General features: G+C 71.4%; 16 protein-coding genes. 4 read left to right on the top strand and 12 right to left on the bottom strand.

Going from position 1 to position 14,981, the window contains the following annotated elements; translation table 11 throughout:
• Positions 1-20 precede the first annotated feature (20 nt).
• The 4 genes from JNO44_RS12535 to JNO44_RS12550 form a co-directional block, all read right to left on the bottom strand.
• Positions 21-788, bottom strand: coding sequence for a sulfite exporter TauE/SafE family protein (locus JNO44_RS12535; RefSeq protein WP_205363987.1), 768 nt, complete (start codon positions 786-788; stop codon positions 21-23).
• An 85-nt stretch (positions 789-873) separates the two neighbouring features.
• On the bottom strand, positions 874-1,806 hold the full coding sequence (locus JNO44_RS12540; protein WP_039637642.1) for an SPFH domain-containing protein: 933 nt from the start codon (positions 1,804-1,806) through the stop codon (positions 874-876).
• Between the two features lie 99 nt (positions 1,807-1,905).
• Positions 1,906-2,319: an NfeD family protein gene (locus JNO44_RS12545; protein ID WP_039637641.1), complete on the bottom strand. Its 414-nt coding sequence runs from the start codon at positions 2,317-2,319 to the stop codon at positions 1,906-1,908.
• A gap of 110 nt (positions 2,320-2,429) precedes the next feature.
• The gene (locus JNO44_RS12550; RefSeq protein ID WP_205363989.1) at positions 2,430-3,224 is read right to left on the bottom strand and encodes an ABC transporter ATP-binding protein; all 795 of its coding nucleotides are present in this window, start codon (positions 3,222-3,224) and stop codon (positions 2,430-2,432) included.
• A 108-nt stretch (positions 3,225-3,332) separates the two neighbouring features.
• Between JNO44_RS12550 and JNO44_RS12555 the strand changes: the two genes are divergently transcribed.
• Positions 3,333-4,148: a hypothetical protein gene (locus JNO44_RS12555; protein ID WP_205363991.1), complete on the top strand. Its 816-nt coding sequence runs from the start codon at positions 3,333-3,335 to the stop codon at positions 4,146-4,148.
• A 101-nt stretch (positions 4,149-4,249) separates the two neighbouring features.
• Here JNO44_RS12555 and JNO44_RS12560 read toward each other — a convergent pair whose 3' ends face one another.
• From JNO44_RS12560 to JNO44_RS12575, 4 genes are all read right to left on the bottom strand, one after another.
• The gene (locus JNO44_RS12560; protein ID WP_205363993.1) at positions 4,250-4,495 is read right to left on the bottom strand and encodes a chaplin; all 246 of its coding nucleotides are present in this window, start codon (positions 4,493-4,495) and stop codon (positions 4,250-4,252) included.
• A 163-nt stretch (positions 4,496-4,658) separates the two neighbouring features.
• Complete coding sequence (locus JNO44_RS12565) at positions 4,659-4,868, bottom strand: chaplin (protein ID WP_205369719.1); 210 nt, start codon at positions 4,866-4,868, stop codon at positions 4,659-4,661.
• A gap of 217 nt (positions 4,869-5,085) precedes the next feature.
• Positions 5,086-5,769, bottom strand: coding sequence for a response regulator (locus JNO44_RS12570; protein WP_205363995.1), 684 nt, complete (start codon positions 5,767-5,769; stop codon positions 5,086-5,088).
• On the bottom strand, positions 5,762-6,907 hold the full coding sequence (locus JNO44_RS12575) for a GAF domain-containing sensor histidine kinase (RefSeq protein ID WP_039637638.1): 1,146 nt from the start codon (positions 6,905-6,907) through the stop codon (positions 5,762-5,764). Before JNO44_RS12575 ends, JNO44_RS12570 begins: the two co-directional genes overlap by 8 nt.
• Positions 6,908-7,389: 482 nt before the next feature.
• Here JNO44_RS12575 and JNO44_RS12580 point away from each other — a divergent pair, with 482 nt between their 5' ends.
• Both JNO44_RS12580 and JNO44_RS12585 read left to right on the top strand, forming a co-directional pair.
• Positions 7,390-8,118, top strand: coding sequence for a nitroreductase family protein (locus tag JNO44_RS12580; RefSeq protein ID WP_205363997.1), 729 nt, complete (start codon positions 7,390-7,392; stop codon positions 8,116-8,118).
• A gap of 337 nt (positions 8,119-8,455) precedes the next feature.
• On the top strand, positions 8,456-9,175 hold the full coding sequence (locus tag JNO44_RS12585; protein WP_205364003.1) for a transglycosylase SLT domain-containing protein: 720 nt from the start codon (positions 8,456-8,458) through the stop codon (positions 9,173-9,175).
• 102 nt (positions 9,176-9,277) lie between these two features.
• Here the strand turns inward: JNO44_RS12585 and JNO44_RS12590 are convergent, their stop codons facing one another.
• Positions 9,278-11,812 (bottom strand): ABC transporter ATP-binding protein/permease, encoded by a 2,535-nt coding sequence (locus JNO44_RS12590; RefSeq protein WP_205364012.1) that lies wholly within the window; start codon positions 11,810-11,812, stop codon positions 9,278-9,280.
• 464 nt (positions 11,813-12,276) lie between these two features.
• On the opposite strand from JNO44_RS12590, the gene serB reads away from it, so the two are divergent.
• Positions 12,277-13,524: a phosphoserine phosphatase SerB gene (serB, locus tag JNO44_RS12595; protein WP_039637634.1), complete on the top strand. Its 1,248-nt coding sequence runs from the start codon at positions 12,277-12,279 to the stop codon at positions 13,522-13,524.
• A 169-nt stretch (positions 13,525-13,693) separates the two neighbouring features.
• Here serB and JNO44_RS12600 read toward each other — a convergent pair whose 3' ends face one another.
• The 3 genes from JNO44_RS12600 to JNO44_RS44405 form a co-directional block, all read right to left on the bottom strand.
• Positions 13,694-14,212 carry a SixA phosphatase family protein gene (locus tag JNO44_RS12600; RefSeq protein WP_205364014.1) on the bottom strand — a complete coding sequence of 173 codons (519 nt, stop codon included), beginning with the start codon at positions 14,210-14,212 and terminating at the stop codon, positions 13,694-13,696.
• Between the two features lie 112 nt (positions 14,213-14,324).
• Complete coding sequence (locus JNO44_RS12605; RefSeq protein WP_205364016.1) at positions 14,325-14,543, bottom strand: hypothetical protein; 219 nt, start codon at positions 14,541-14,543, stop codon at positions 14,325-14,327.
• A gap of 221 nt (positions 14,544-14,764) precedes the next feature.
• Positions 14,765-14,881 (bottom strand): SGM_5486 family transporter-associated protein, encoded by a 117-nt coding sequence (locus JNO44_RS44405; RefSeq protein ID WP_268825885.1) that lies wholly within the window; start codon positions 14,879-14,881, stop codon positions 14,765-14,767.
• Positions 14,882-14,981: the final 100 nt, after the last annotated feature.

A 14,981-nucleotide genomic window follows, 5' to 3' on the forward strand; every position in this document is an offset into this window, starting at 1 on the left:
GAAACGGCGTCCAACTCCTCTTACTTCAGGAGGAGTTGGACGATGGCCGCCAGTCCCACCGCGACGATCACGGCACGCAGGGCGGTCGGCGGGAGGCGTCGGCCGATCGTGGCCCCCACCTGGCCGCCGAGGGCGGAGCCGATCGCGATCAGAGCGACGGCGGTCCAGTCGAAGTCGGCGACGAAGAGGAAGAAGATCGCCGCGACGCCGTTGACGAGGGCGGTGAGGACGTTCTTGAGCGCGTTGATGCGCTGGAGGTCGTCGCTGAGCAGGACGCCCATCAGGGAGAGGTAGATGATGCCCTGGGCGGCGCCGAAGTAGCCGCCGTAGACGCTGGCCAGCAGCAGGCCGGCGAAGAGGGCGAGGCCGCCGTCGCGGTGGGCGGCGGTGCCGTTGCGGGCACGGCGGGCGCGGACCGCGGCGGCGAGCCGGGGCTGCGCGACGACGAGCACCAGGGCGACGGCGATCAGGGCCGGGACGACCGTGTCGAAGGTGCGGGAGGGCAGGGCCAGCAGCAGGACGGCACCGGTCAGGCCGCCGATGAGGGCGGCGGTCGCGAGGCGCAGCACCCGGCGCCCCTGGCCGCGCAGTTCGCGGCGGTACCCTATTGCGCCGCTGATCGAACCGGGCACCAGGCCAAGGGAGTTGGAGACGTTGGCGGTCACCGGCGGGAGGCCGACGGCGAGCAGGACGGGGAAGCTGATCAGGGTGCCGGAACCGACGATGGTGTTGATGGTGCCGGCGCCCAGGCCGGCGACGAAGACTGCGACTGCTTCCCAGAGGGACACGTCCATCTCCTCACATGATCAGGGCTGCCTCCCCGCCCTTGAGGTCGAGGGGCAACCCTGATCATGCACGAGGGGTGTCGCGGCGTCAGTCGATCGGGGGCGCCTGGCGCTCGGGACCGCCGGGCTTGGGGATGTTGGCGCCGCCCGCGGGGTTGAAGTTGCCGAGGGCGCCGCCGAGGCCCTTGAGCGCGTCGCCGATCTCGCTGGGGACGATCCAGAGCTTGTTGGCGTCGCCCTCGGCGATCTTCGGGAGCATCTGGAGGTACTGGTACGACAGCAGTTTCTGGTCCGGGTCGCCGGCGTGGATGGACTCGAAGACCACCCGGATCGCCTGGGCCTCGCCCTCGGCGCGCAGGGCCGCGGCCTTGGCCTCACCCTCGGCGCGGAGGATCGCGGACTGCTTCTGGCCCTCGGCGGTGAGGATCTCGGACTGCCGGACACCTTCGGCCTGGAGGATGGCGGCGCGCTTGTCGCGGTCGGCGCGCATCTGCTTCTCCATCGAGTCCTGGATGGAGGTGGGCGGCTCGATCGCCTTGAGCTCGACGCGGTTGACGCGGATGCCCCACTTGCCGGTGGCTTCGTCCAGGACGCCGCGCAGCGCCGCGTTGATCTCCTCGCGGGAGGTCAGGGTGCGTTCGAGGTCCATGCCGCCGATGATGTTGCGCAGGGTGGTGACGGTGAGCTGCTCGATCGCCTGGATGTAGCTGGCGACTTCGTAGGTGGCGGCGCGGGCGTCGGTGACCTGGTAGTAGATGACCGTGTCGATGTTGACGACGAGGTTGTCCTGCGTGATCACCGGCTGCGGCGGGAACGGCACGACCTGTTCGCGCAGGTCGATGCGGTTGCGGATGGTGTCGATGAACGGGACGACGATGTTCAGGCCCGCGTTGAGCGTGCGGGTGTAGCGGCCGAAGCGCTCGACGATGGCGGCGCTGGCCTGGGGGATGACCTGGATCGTTTTGAGGAGTGCGATGAAGACGAGCACCACCAGGATGATCAGGACGATGATGATATCCACAGCGGCTCCCGTTGCCCTTCGTTGCTGGCCCGTCCGGCCGCGGCCGGCTTTCCGTTGATCAGTCTTTCAGAGGTGCGGGGCGTCGTGCACCGGGTTCGGTCAGATGACGAGGGCGGTGGCACCCTCGATTTCCACCACGTCGACCTGTTGGCCCGGTTCGTAGACCCGGTCGCCGTCGAGGGCACGGGCGGACCAGACTTCTCCGGCGAGTTTGATGCGGCCGCCGCTCCCGGCGTCGACCCGTTCGAGGACCGTCGCGGTCCTGCCCTTCAGGGCGTCGATGCCGGAGGCGAGGCGCGGGCCCTGCCCGCGGTGGCGGTTGGCGATCGGCCGGACGACGGCGACCAACGCCACCGACACCACCACGAACACCAGGAATTGTGCGACGGTGCCGCCACCGAGCGCTGCGGTGACGGCACCGGCGACGGCGCCGACCGCGAACATCCCGAATTCGGGCAGCGCGGTCACGACGAGCGGAATGCCCAGTCCCACGGCGGCGATCAGCCACCACACCCATGGATCCACGGCCTCATGGTAGGTCCGGCGGGCGGCCCGGGGACAGGGCGCGATCGGTCAGCGACCGGTTGCCGCAGCGCGAAGCGCCTCCACTCGGGCGGTAGCGGTCACGTGAGGGGCAGCCCCTGCGCGGTCCAGCGGTCGGCGCCGTTGCGCTCGACGACGAGCGGAAGGCCGAAGCAGTGCGAGAGGTTGCTGGAGGTCAGCTCCAGGTCGAGCGGGCCGGCGGACAGCACCTTGCCCTGACGGATCATCAGGACGTGGGTGAAGCCCGGCGGGATCTCCTCGACGTGGTGGGTGACCATGATCATCGAGGGTGCGTAGGGGTCGCGGGCGAGCCGGCCCAGGCGGCGCACCAGGTCCTCGCGGCCGCCGAGGTCGAGGCCGGCGGCGGGCTCGTCCAGGAGGAGCAGCTCGGGGTCGGTCATCATCGCGCGGGCGATCAGGGTGCGCTTGCGCTCGCCCTCGGAGAGGGTGCCGAACTTCCGGTCCAGGTAGGCGTTCATCCCGAGGCGGTCGAGGAAGGCCCGGGCGCGCTGCTCGTCGACCTCGTCGTAGTCCTCCCGCCAGCTGGCGGTCATGCCGTAGGCGGCGGTGAGGACGGTCTGCAGCACCGTCTGGCTGCGCGGCAGCTTGTCGGCGAGCGCGATGCCGGCGATGCCGATGCGCGGCCGCAGGTCGAAGACGTCGACGCGACCCAGCTGCTCACCGAGGATCCGGGCGGAGCCGGCGCTCGGGAAGAGGTAGCTGGAGGCGAGGTTCAGCAGGGTGGTCTTGCCGGCGCCGTTGGGGCCGAGGATCACCCAGCGTTCCCCCTCCTTCACCGACCAGGAGACCTGGTCGACCAGAGCCCGTCCTTCGCGGACCACGGATACGTCCACCAGCTCCAGCACATCGCTCATGAGCGCACTGTCTCCCATTGCTTCTCGGTCGTCGTGTGCGCCTGTAGGCGCAGCCCCCCTGCAAACCTACGCCACTCGATGTCAGTGCCGTTCCCTAGGCTGGGGACCATGCTCGACGAACCTCGTTCAGGACGGCTAGCGGCATGGGGAAATGCCCTTTTGGCCGGATTTGTCTCACCTGATGATGCCGCGCACCGGATCGCCGGCGACGACGCGGTACACCGCGTCTCGGGCCTGCCCGGGGAAGACGCCCCGGTCGGCCTGACGCTCGCCCTGGGGCGCCTGCGGACGCTCGGCGCGATCGGCCTGCGGGTGGCACTGCCGGTGCCGGGGCACCCGCTGGGGCTCAGCGGCCCGCCGGAGTTCAATGCGCGGGCCCTGGCGGCCGAGGAGGCGGTGGTCGCCCAGGGCGCCGGTCTGGGCCTGGTCCCGGAGGTGTTCGAGGCGGGTCCCGAGGGCGCGGCCGACCCCGATGTGCATGTCGAGGTGGTCTGGCACTGCCTGCCGGCGCGCGAAGCGCCGCCGGCCGATGTGCCCTCGCTGGGCGAGGCCGAACGGGAGCTGGCGGAGGCCCTGCGGGAGGCGACGGAGGTGCTCTCGCGGCTGGACGTGGCCGGATCCGGCCCGGTGGCGGACGCGGCGCTGGCGGCCTACCGGGCGCGGGCGGAGGTCGGCAGGCAGGTGTTGGCGCCGGGCTATCCGCCGCGGGCGGTGCGGGTGCTGGAGCTGGCCCAGCGGGTCGGCGCGTTGATCGACATCGCCCGGAGCGCGGGCGGGGACGGCCGGGAGCACGGCACGGCGGTCAGTTCGTCGGAGATCGCGGCCCGCGCCGAGGCGCTGCGGCCGGTGGAGCGCACGGCCCGCCGGGCGCAGGTGGCGGCGTACAACTCCGCTGTGGAGGAGCAGGAGCGCCGCCGGGGGTGAACGGGGAAGGTCCCGCCGGCCATGGCGCGGCCGGCGGGACCCACAGGAGAGCCGGGCTGAAGAGCCCTGGGCGGCCCGGGAGTTGGCCCGGGCCGGCGGCGTCAGTTGTTGACGGCCGGGTTGCCGAAGGCGGAGTTGAGCACGCCCACGACGTTGGTGCTGTTGCCGCTGATGTTCACGGGGACGTGCACCGGCGCCTGGGTGACGTTGCCCGAAGCGACACCCGGGGAGCTCACGGCCTGGCCCTCGGCGTGCCCGCCGTCGTGGGCGAACGCCGAACCGGCGGCGGCACCGACGGCGAGACCGGTGGTGGCAAGGACAAGGGCGGCCTTTTTGACGCTGTTCATGGTGGCGTGTTCCTCACGTGGTGGCACAGGGCCGGAATGACGGTGACGGTGGAGAGCGGACCGGCCGCACGGCCAGGGCTGGCGGGGCCGGTCCAGGTGACCCGCGCGGGCCGGTGGGCGGCCCGGCGCAGGGGTCAGGTCGTCGGAGCGGACGCTCCGGCGATCAGTTGTTGACGCAGGTGTTGCCGAAGGTCGGGTTGAGCAGGCCGACCACGGAGGTGCTGTTGCCGCAGATGTTCGCGGGGATGTGGACCGGCGCCTGGGTGACGTTGCCCGACAGGACGCCCGGGGACCCCACCGCGGCGCCCTCGGCCTGGCCGTCGTGCGCGGAGGCGACGCCGGCGCCCGCCAGGACGAGACCGGCCCCCGCCATCGTGATGGCCGCAACCCGCTTGATGTTCTTCACTTCTCTTGCTCCTCGTTGCCGATGCCGTGGCCAGCCGCCACGACTGCACTGGGAAACGGCCCGGCACGGAGCGGGGATACGCCAAACGGGCTACGTATACACGACAGTATGAATCTCGGATCCGCGAGGCGACGTTCGGCTAATAGCTTTGATGGTCCGTCAGTACGCCGTACTCCCCCGTGTTTCAGGCCCCGATGCCGTGTCGCACGGCCCACAGGGCGGCCTGGGTGCGGTCGGCGAGGTCGAGTTTCATCAGGATGTTGGAGACGTGGGTCTTGACGGTCTTCTCCGACAGCACCAAGGCGCGGGCGATCTCGCGGTTGGAGCGGCCGTCCGCGATCAGACCCAGCACCTCGCGCTCCCGCTCGGTCAGCGAACTCCCGCGTCCCTGGCCGCCGTTGCCGTCCTCCTGGGAGAGCAGCGCGCCGGCCACCTCGGGCTGCAGCAGCACATGCCCGGCGTGCACGGAGCGGATGGCGCCGGCCAGGGCGTCGGGGTCGATGTCCTTGTAGACGTAGCCGGCCGCGCCGGCGCGCAGGGCCGGGACGACGGTGCGCTGCTCGGTGAAGCTGGTGACGACCAGCACCTTGGCCGGGTTGTCGAGGGTGCGGAGCTGGCGGAGAGCCTCGATGCCGTCCATACCGGGCATCTTGATGTCCATCAGGACGACGTCCGGGCGCAGTTGCTCGGCGGCGGCGATGCCCTCGGCGCCGTCCGAGGCCTCCCCCACCACCTCGATGTCGTCCTGGACCTCCAGGAACGTCCGCAGGCCGCGGCGCACCACCTGGTGATCGTCGACCAGCAGCACGCGGATCGTGCGTCCCTCGCCCGTCGCCCGTTCCGTACCGTCCCGCGTGGTGTCAGCCACCGGGCACCTCCATCTCGACAGTGGTGCCCTTGCCGGGCTCCGATTCCACGGTGAGCTTGCCACCGACGCCGCCGGCGCGGTCACGCATCGACACCAGCCCTAGATGCCGACCGGCCCGGCGGACCACCCGGGTGTCGAAGCCCCGCCCGTTGTCGGCGATCTTCAACAGGGCGCCCTGGCCGGCCCGGCCGAGGCTGACCTCGACGCGCTCGGCGCCGGAGTGCCGGAGCGCGTTGTGCAGCGCCTCCTGGGCGACCCGGAGCATCGCCTCCTCCTGGGCGCTGGGGAGGGCCCGTACGCCCTGGGCGGTGAAGGTGACGCGGGCGGAGTGGGCCCGGTCGAGGACCTGGATCTGGGAGCGCAGGGTGGCCACCAGCCCGTCCTCGTCCAGCGCCGCGGGGCGCAGCTCGACGACGGCGGCGCGCAGCTCGTCGGCGGCCTCCGCGGCCAGCGCGGCGACCTGGTGGAGCTCGTCCTTGGCGCGGGCCGGGTCGCGGTCGACCAGGGCGGTCGCGGCCTGGGCGGTGAGCCGGAGCGAGAAGAGCTTCTGGGAGACCGCGTCGTGCAGCTCGTGGGCGAGCCGGGCGCGCTCGCCGGCGATGGTCAGCTCGCGGCTGCGCTCGTAGAGGCGGGCGTTGGTCAGGGCGATGGCGGCGTGCTGGGCGAGTATCCCCAGGAGCCGTTCGTCCTCCTCGGTGAAGCCGCAGCCGCCGGTGGGCTTGGGGCAGCGCTTGTTGGCCAGGAAGAGGGCGCCGAGGATCTCGTCGCCGTCGGCGACCGGCAGGCCGAGGAAGTCGGACATGTCCGGGTGGGCGGCGGGCCAGCCGCCGAAGCGGGGGTCCTCGCGGACGTCGGCGAGCCGCTCGGGGGTGGCGTTGTGCAGCATCGCGGCGAGGATGCCGTGCTGGCGGGGCAGCGGGCCGATGGCCTTCCACTGCTCGGCGCTGACGCCGTCCACGACGAACTGGGCGAAGCCCCCGTGGTCGTCCGGCACGCCGAGCGCGGCGTACTCGGCGTCCAGCAGCTCACGGGCCGAGGCGACGATCGTCTTGAGGACGTCGCGCACCTCCAGATGCCTGCTCATGGCCAGGATCGCGGTGCTCACCGCGGGAATCCCGGCTCCCGGTCCGTTGCTCATGCGTTCACCGTACCGGCGCGCCGAGCGGCCGGTATCGGTCCGCCGACGCTGCGTGCCTACGCCGGCGGGCCTAGGCCGAACGCCCCGCTCACAGCCGTGCGCGCACCACACCGAAGCCTGGTTTATACCGATTCGTTCTTATGCATGCCTTACACCCCTTACATGGCTTGTTGTGTCCCCTTATATAGAGAGCCCCATATAGAGGGGTTCGACGGAGAGGATCGATGCAGGGGATCGATGCGGGGGATCGATGCGGGGGATCGATGCGGGGGACCCGTGGAAGGGTGCCCCGGCACGGGGGGTGGATACGGGAGCCGGCAATCGGAATCTTTCCCCTTATATAGGGGTGTAGGGGATCAATGGGGACAGAGCGCGTGACACCGAGGGCGGCTTCGCGTCGATCTCGTCCTGGACGCGGGGGGTCTCGGCGGGAATTCGGTGATCTGCGTCTCACACCGCCGTCGTCGCCCCACACTCTGGGCATGTCCTCTTCACCGCAGGCGCGCACCGCGCCGACACCCCCCGAGCGTTGGACGCCGACCCACGGAGAGCCCTACCGCCCGGTGCCGTACCGGCCCGAGCGGATGCCCGCGACCGAGTCCCTGGCCCGCGCCGCCGAGCTGCGGGCCCGAATGGACGGCCGTCGGACGGTACGGCAGTTCGCCCCCGATCCGGTGCCGGAGCAGGTGGTCCGGGACGCGATCGCCTGTGCGGCCACCGCACCGTCCGGGGCCCATCAGCAACCGTGGACGTTCGTCCTGGTCAAGAACCCCGAGGTGCGCCGCCGGATCAGGGCGGCGGCGGAGGCCGAGGAGCAACGCTCCTACGAGGGGCGACTGGGCGAGGAGTGGCTGGCGGCACTGCGGCCGCTGGGCACGGACGAGGTCAAGCCGCACCTGACCGACGCCCCGCACCTGATCGTGGTCTTCCAGCAGCGGCACTGGCTGGGCCCGGACGGCACCAAGCGCAAGCACTACTACGTCGACGAGTCGGTGGGCATCGCGGTCGGCATGCTGCTGTCCGCGCTGCATCTGTCGGGGCTGGCGGCGCTGGTGCACACGCCGAGCCCGATGCGGTTCCTGCAGGAGGCGCTGGGGCGGCCGGCCAACGAGAAGGCGTTCGCGGTGATCCCCGTGGGGTACCCGGCACCGGACTGCCAGGTGCCCGATTTGGTCCGAAAGTCCCTTGACCAGGTGCTGGTCGAGGTCTGAGCCGCACAGCCGGCCCACAATGCACGCACAGTCTGTGCGATTGCAATTACTACCGGCGAGATAAACCTCGGCCCGATGTGACCCCGCGCATAGGGCGCAGGTCACTTACGACCCCGGTTAGTGGACTAACAAATCCGCCTTGAACTGGGAATATTCCCGTCCCGACGCAATCCGGGCAAGGTCGGTTCCACTAACCGGGGTCGTACGTCACACCATTGCTCGGCGAATTTTCGGCCGCTAAGAATGGCTCCCGTCGCTCGGCGCCGGATCAGAACTCGGCGTACTGCCGCCGCTCATGGCCCGTGCGACGCACCCCATTGGAAGAGGTCGAGCCGCCATGTCCAAGTACGCCGTCTCCGGTCTGAATCTGACCCGCGTCCACAAGCTCACCGCCGCCGGCATCGCCGCCGCGGGTGCCGCCGCACTGGTCTTCACTGCCGTCCCGGGTGCCGACGCCGGCCAGAGCAAGGCCGAGGCCGCCTCTGCCAGCCTGAACGTCAAGCCGGTGGCCTTCAGCGCCGTCGATACCGCCGCCCGCGCCCAGCAGGCCACCATCGCCCAGCAGGCCGACGCCTCCGCCGCGCAGGGCAAGGCCGAGGCCGCCGCCGCCAAGAAGCGGGCCGAGGCCGAGGCGAAGGCGAAGGCCGAGAAGGAGCGCCGGGTCGAGGAGGCCGCGAGCCGCGCCGCCGTCCGCCAGGCGATCCCCGCTGCCGTCGAGAAGCCGGCCAAGGTCTACCCGAACAACCTGGACGGCTGGATCCGCGAGTCGCTGGACGTCATGGCCAAGCACAACATCCCGGGCAGCTACAACGGCATCTACCGCAACCTGATGCGCGAGTCGTCCGGCAACCCCAAGGCGATCAACCTCTGGGACTCCAACGCCCAGGCGGGCATACCCTCCAAGGGCCTGCTCCAGGTCATCGACCCGACGTTCCGCCAGTACCACGTCTCCGGTACCTCCTGGAACATCTACGACCCGGTCGCCAACATCACCGCCGCCTGCAACTACGCGGCCGCCCGCTACGGCTCGATGGACAACGTCAACTCGGCCTACTGAGCCGGACGTTCACCGCGGACCACAGCACCCGCACACACCGCCGAGGGGCGGCACCCGATTCCGGGTGCCGCCCCTCGGCGGTGTGTGCGGTGGTCGCGGGCGCTACTTGCGCATGACCTCCGGCTCGTGGCGGCGCAGCAGCCGCGAGACGACGAGGGCGAGTGTCACGCCCAGGGCGACCAGGATGATCACGTCCATCACGTAGACGCCGGTCTGGTGCTTCCACAGCGGGTCGGGGTTGCCCGGCTCCCACGGCAGCAGCGTGTTCATGTCCTCGGTGGCGCCGAGCGCGGCGACCGCCCAACGGGACGGCATCAGCCAGGAGACCTGGGAGACGCCGACGGTGTCGAAGAGCTGGAAGAGGACACCGGTGAAGACGACCTGGACGATGGCGAACATGACCAGCAGCGGCATGGTCTTCTCGGCCGTCTTGACCAGCGACGAGATGATCAGGCCGACCATCATCGAGGTGAAGCCGAGGGCGATGATCGCGATCGTCATCTCGACGGCCGGGACCTTGGCCACGATCAGGCCCTGGGACGGCATCTTCCGGGTGGAGAAGCCGATGGCCGCGATGATCACGCCCTGGAGGGCGGTGGCCACGCCCAACACGATGATCTTGGACATCAGGTACGCCGACCGCGACAGGCCGGTGGCCCGTTCGCGCTCGTAGATGACCCGCTCCTTGATCAGCTCACGGACCGAGTTGGCCGCGCCGGAGAAGCACATGCCGACCGCGAGGATCAGCGAGATGGTGCTCGCGTCGCGGTTGGTCTGGTGCTTGGAGACCGGGCCGTACCCGAGGCCGTAGTCGCTGGGGATCAGCAGGGAGACCACGCCGAGCACCGCCGGCAGGATCACCATCAGGGCGAGGAAGCCCCGGTCGGAGGCGAGCACCGAGACATAGCGCCGCATCAGGGTCCACAGCTGGGAACCCCAGCTCTGCGACTTCTGTATGCGGGCCGGCGGGGCCTGGACGCTGACCGACTGCGGCGGGGCGGCGTCGAGGTCCGCGGCGTACATCTGGTAGTGCGGGGAGCCGCGCCAGCGGCCCGCCCAGTCGTAGTCGCGGTAGTTCTCGAACGCCGAGAAGACGTCGGCCCAGGTCTCGTACTGGAAGAAGTTCAGCGCCTCCTCGGGCGGGCCGAAGTAGGCCACCGAACCGCCGGGGGCCATCACCAGCAGCCGGTCGCACAGGGCGAGTTCGGCTACCGAGTGGGTGACGACCAGGACCGTGCGGCCGTCGTCGGCGAGGCCGCGCAGCAGCTGCATGACGTCGCGGTCCATGCCCGGGTCGAGGCCCGAGGTGGGCTCGTCCAGGAAGATCAGCGACGGCTTGGTCAGCAGCTCCAGGGCGACCGAGACCCGCTTGCGCTGGCCGCCGGAGAGCGAGGTGACCTTCTTGTCCTTGTGGACGTCGAGCTTGAGCTCGCGCAGCACCTCGCCGATCCGTGCCTCGCGCTCGGACTCCGCGGTGTCGCCGGGGAAGCGGAGCTTGGCGGCGTAGCGGAGCGCCTTCTGGACGGTCAGCTCCTTGTGGAGGATGTCGTCCTGCGGGACCAGGCCGACGCGCTGGCGCAGCTCGGCGAAGTGCTTGTAGAGGTTCCGGTGGTCGTAGAGGACCTCGCCCTCGTTGGCCGGGCGGTAGCCGGTCAGCGCCTTGAGCAGCGTGGACTTGCCGGAACCGGAGGGGCCGATGACGGCGACCAGCGACTTCTCGGGGACGCCGAAGGAGACGTCCTTGAGGATCTTCTTGCCGCCGTCGACGGTGACGGTGAGGTGGCGGGCCGAGAAGGAGACCTCGCCGGTGTCGACGAACTCCTCCAGGCGGTCGCCGACCAGCCGGAAGGTGGAGTGGCCGACGCCGACGGTGTCGTTCGGACCGACCGGCGCGGTGCCGGACTTGGGGACCGGCTGACCGTTGACGTAGGTGCCGTTGTGGCTGCCCAGGTCGCGGATCTCGAACCGGCCGTCGGGGGTGGCGCGGAACTCCGCGTGGTGACGGGAGACCTGGAGGTCGGAGACGACCAGCTCGTTGTCGAGCGCACGACCGATCCGCATCACCCGGCCCGAGTCCAGGCGGTGGAAGGTGGTCGGGCTGCGGTCGCCGCCCTGGGCCTGCGGGGCCGGGCGCTGCTGCGGCTGCCCCGACTGCTGGGCGGGGGCGGCCTGCTGGGGCACGCCCTGCTGCGGCTGGCGGGCCTGCTGGGGCGGGACGTACGGCGGCTGCTGGGCCGGGGCCGGCCAGTTCTGCTGGGCCGGCGGCTGCTGCGCGGGCGGCGGCTGCCAGCCCTGCTGCGGAGCGGCCGCGGCGGGCTGCGCGCTGAAGGCGTCGGCGGGCGCCGCGGCGGCGGACAGGCTCAGCCGCGGGCCGTCGGTGGCGTTGCCCAGGTGGACGGCGGAGCCAGGGCCGATCTCCAGCTGCTGGATGCGCTGGCCCTGGACGTAGGTGCCGTTGGTACTGCCGTGGTCTTCGATGAGCCAGCTGCGACCGGACCACCGGATGGTGGCGTGCCGCCAGGAGACCCTGGCGTCGTCGAGCACCATGTCGCCCTGCGGATCCCGGCCCACGCTGTAGGTCCTGGACGGGTCGAGCGGCCAGGTCCTTCCGTTCAATTCCAGTACGAGTTCAGGCACTCCAGCCCCATTACATAGTCCCCCGAGTGACGCCCTGTGCGGGAAGTCTAGGGATGGCGAAACATCGTGAGGAACTATTTCAGGCTCGGCCCGCGGACCGGAAACCGGGACGGCGCCGGGACACGGGGTGCACCCGCCGGCATCCGGCGAACCCTCCCGGAGAGCCGGAAGGGCCCGTGGTGTCTGCGATAGCCGGAATTCTGGGCATTTGGCGCACCGTGAGTGGCGCCGGACGCCCTCCGGGCCCCGAAGACGCCATACCAAAAGGGGAGTTGGAGCGCCAGCCCGGTCCCTCGCACCGGTGCAACCGGGCGGACGCGACACGAGTGCATAACGATCGCGCCGCGCCCCCGGGACCCGGCGCACGGCAGGCCGGGGCGCCGGCCCGGCGCCCCGGAGACGCGGGGTCCGAACCCCGGACACCCGTACGGCCACGACCGCCCGCCGGATACCGTGGGGGCACCATGAGCGCATCGCAGACCCCGCCTGCCGCCGCCGCACCAGGCGAAGACGTACCGACACTCCTCGTCAAGATCTTCGGGAAGGACCGGCCCGGCATCACCGCGGGCCTCTTCGACACCCTCGCCGCCTACTCCGTCGATGTCGTGGACATCGAGCAGGTGGTGACCCGGGGCCGCATCACCCTGTGCGTGCTGGTCACCGCCCCCTCCCCCGACCAGGGCACCACCGGGTCCTCCGAGGGCGACCTCCGGGCCACCGTGCACAGCTGGGCCGAGTCGCTGAACCTCCAGGCCGAGATCATCTCCGGTCGTGGCGACAACCGTCCGCGCGGCGTCGGCCGCTCCCACGTCACCGTGCTGGGCCACCCGCTCACCGCGGAGTCCACCGCCGCCATCGCCTCGGCCATAACGGCCACCGGGGGCAATATCGACCGTATTTTCCGGCTCGCCAAGTATCCGGTGACGGCCGTCGAGTTCGCCGTCTCCGGCGCGGAGACCGAGGCACTGCGCACGGTACTGGCCCCGGAGGCGGCCCAGCTCGGGGTGGACGTCGCGGTGGTCGCGGCCGGACTGCAGCGCCGGGCGCAGCGGCTGGTGGTGATGGACGTGGACTCCACGCTCATCCAGGACGAGGTCATCGAGCTGTTCGCGGCGCACGCCGGCTGCGAGGCCGAGGTCGCCGAGGTGACCACCGCCGCGATGCGCGGCGAGTTGGACTTCGAGCAGTCGCTGCACGCCCGGGTCGAGCTGCTCCGCGGGCTGGACGCGTCCGTGGTGGACCTGGTCCGCAAGGAGGTGCGGCTCACGCCGGGGGCCCGCACCCTCGTCCGCACGCTCAAGCGGCTCGGCTACCAAGTGGGCGTGGTCTCGGGCGGCTTCACCCAGGTCACCGACGCACTCCAGGAGGAGCTGGGGCTGGACTTCGCCTCCGCCAACACCCTGGAGATCGTCGACGGCAAGCTCACCGGGCGGGTCACCGGCGACATCGTGGACCGGGCCGGCAAGGCCCGGCTGCTGCGGCGGTTCGCCCACGAGGCCGGGGTGCCGCTGGCGCAGACCGTCGCGATCGGCGACGGCGCCAATGACCTGGACATGCTCAACGCCGCCGGGCTGGGAGTCGCCTTCAACGCCAAGCCGGTGGTCCGCGAGGCCGCGCACACCGCGGTCAACGTGCCGTTCCTGGACACCGTGCTCTATCTGCTGGGGATCACCCGCGAAGAGGTGGAGGCGGCGGACACCCACGCGGAGTGAGCGGCCGGGCCCGGCCCGCCGCCCCTTCCGGCCCACCACCGGCTCCCGGACGACGGACGGGGCCCCGGGTGCGCACGATGCGCGCCGGGGCCCCGTCGCATGTCACCCGCCCGCCGCGGGTCGGGCACCGTCGGCTCGCCCGGCGTCCGGGAAGGCGCCGGGGGTGGCCTCAGGCGTGCGGCGACCAGAACGCGACGAGCCGGCCGATGCCGTGCTCGACCGCCTTCCAGGTGCCGTTGAAGGTCAGCACGGCCATCGACGCCGTCGGGAAGCCGCTGCGGTTCATCCGCGCCAGCAGATCCCCCTCGGCCTCCCCCGCCAGGGCGTCGGCGAGGGCGTGCACCCCGGGGTTGTGCCCGACGACCAGCAGGTCGTCGACTTCGTCGGAGGTCTCGTTCAGGATCGCGATGAGCTCGCCGAGGGAGGCTTCGTAGAGCCGCTCGTCGTAGACGGTCTTCGGGCGGTGCGGGAGCTCGGAGACGACCAGCTTCCAGGTCTCGCGGGTGCGGGCGGCCGTCGAGCAGAGGGTCAGGGCGGGGGCGACACCGGCTCCGGCCAGCCAGCGGCCGGCGACCGGGGCGTCCTTGCGGCCGCGGTCGGCGAGCGGGCGCTCGTGATCGCTCTCGTCGGACCATTCGGCCTTGGCGTGTCGGAGCAGGACAATCCGGCGGGGTGTATCGACGCTCATGCGTCCCAGCTTCGCATGAAACCCGCCGACCGGCGCGGGGTGTTGAAGCGCTGCGCTCGGCCGGGTGATGCTCGCCGCCGGCGCCGGCAGGCGCCCCCCGCGCGGGCCCTGCTCACCCCCCGAGCCGGAGCATCCGGGCGAGGAATTCCAGCAGCGGCGCCAGGCTCTGCGTGGCCCGCTCGGCGCCGGCCGCACCGGCCTCGCCGGGAGTCACCACCAGCGCCAGCAGGGCTATGAAGGAGACCACCGGCAGCGCCAGCCCCCACCACGGCAGCGCCTTCCGCAGGCGCGGTGCCTTCGCTGCGGACGAACGGCTGAACGCGGCGGACATGGCGGGCTCCAGGAGAAGTCGCGGGGACGGCGCGCCCCGCGAGCGGCGGCGCGCCCACCGCGGTGCCGCGGTGTGTCTCCGACGCTACGGATCTCCGGCGGCCGTTCCCATCCGGGAGGCCCCCCATTCGTCCCTGATACCCGCCCCCTAGGGGACGGGGGGACACCCCCACCCCGGGGCGTCCGACCGGCGGCTGCACCGGGGAGCCGGCCGCCGCCGGATCATGGCGCGGCGATGCTCGCGACGATCGCCACGATGACGGTGACCCCGAGCATCAGACCCAGGACGAGCAGCAGCTTCTTCTGGCTGCCCTGCGGATTCGGTTCGAGCACTGGCATGCGCCCAGTGTCGCACCCGCCCTCCGCGCCGCACCGGCCAGGGCTCGCGAGCGGGTGCGGGGGGGCGGTGCGGCACCTCGGGAGCCGCCCGGAGGGGACC

This window comes from Streptomyces noursei (assembly GCF_016917755.1).
GTDB classification, from domain to species: Bacteria; Actinomycetota; Actinomycetes; order Streptomycetales; family Streptomycetaceae; genus Streptomyces; species Streptomyces yunnanensis.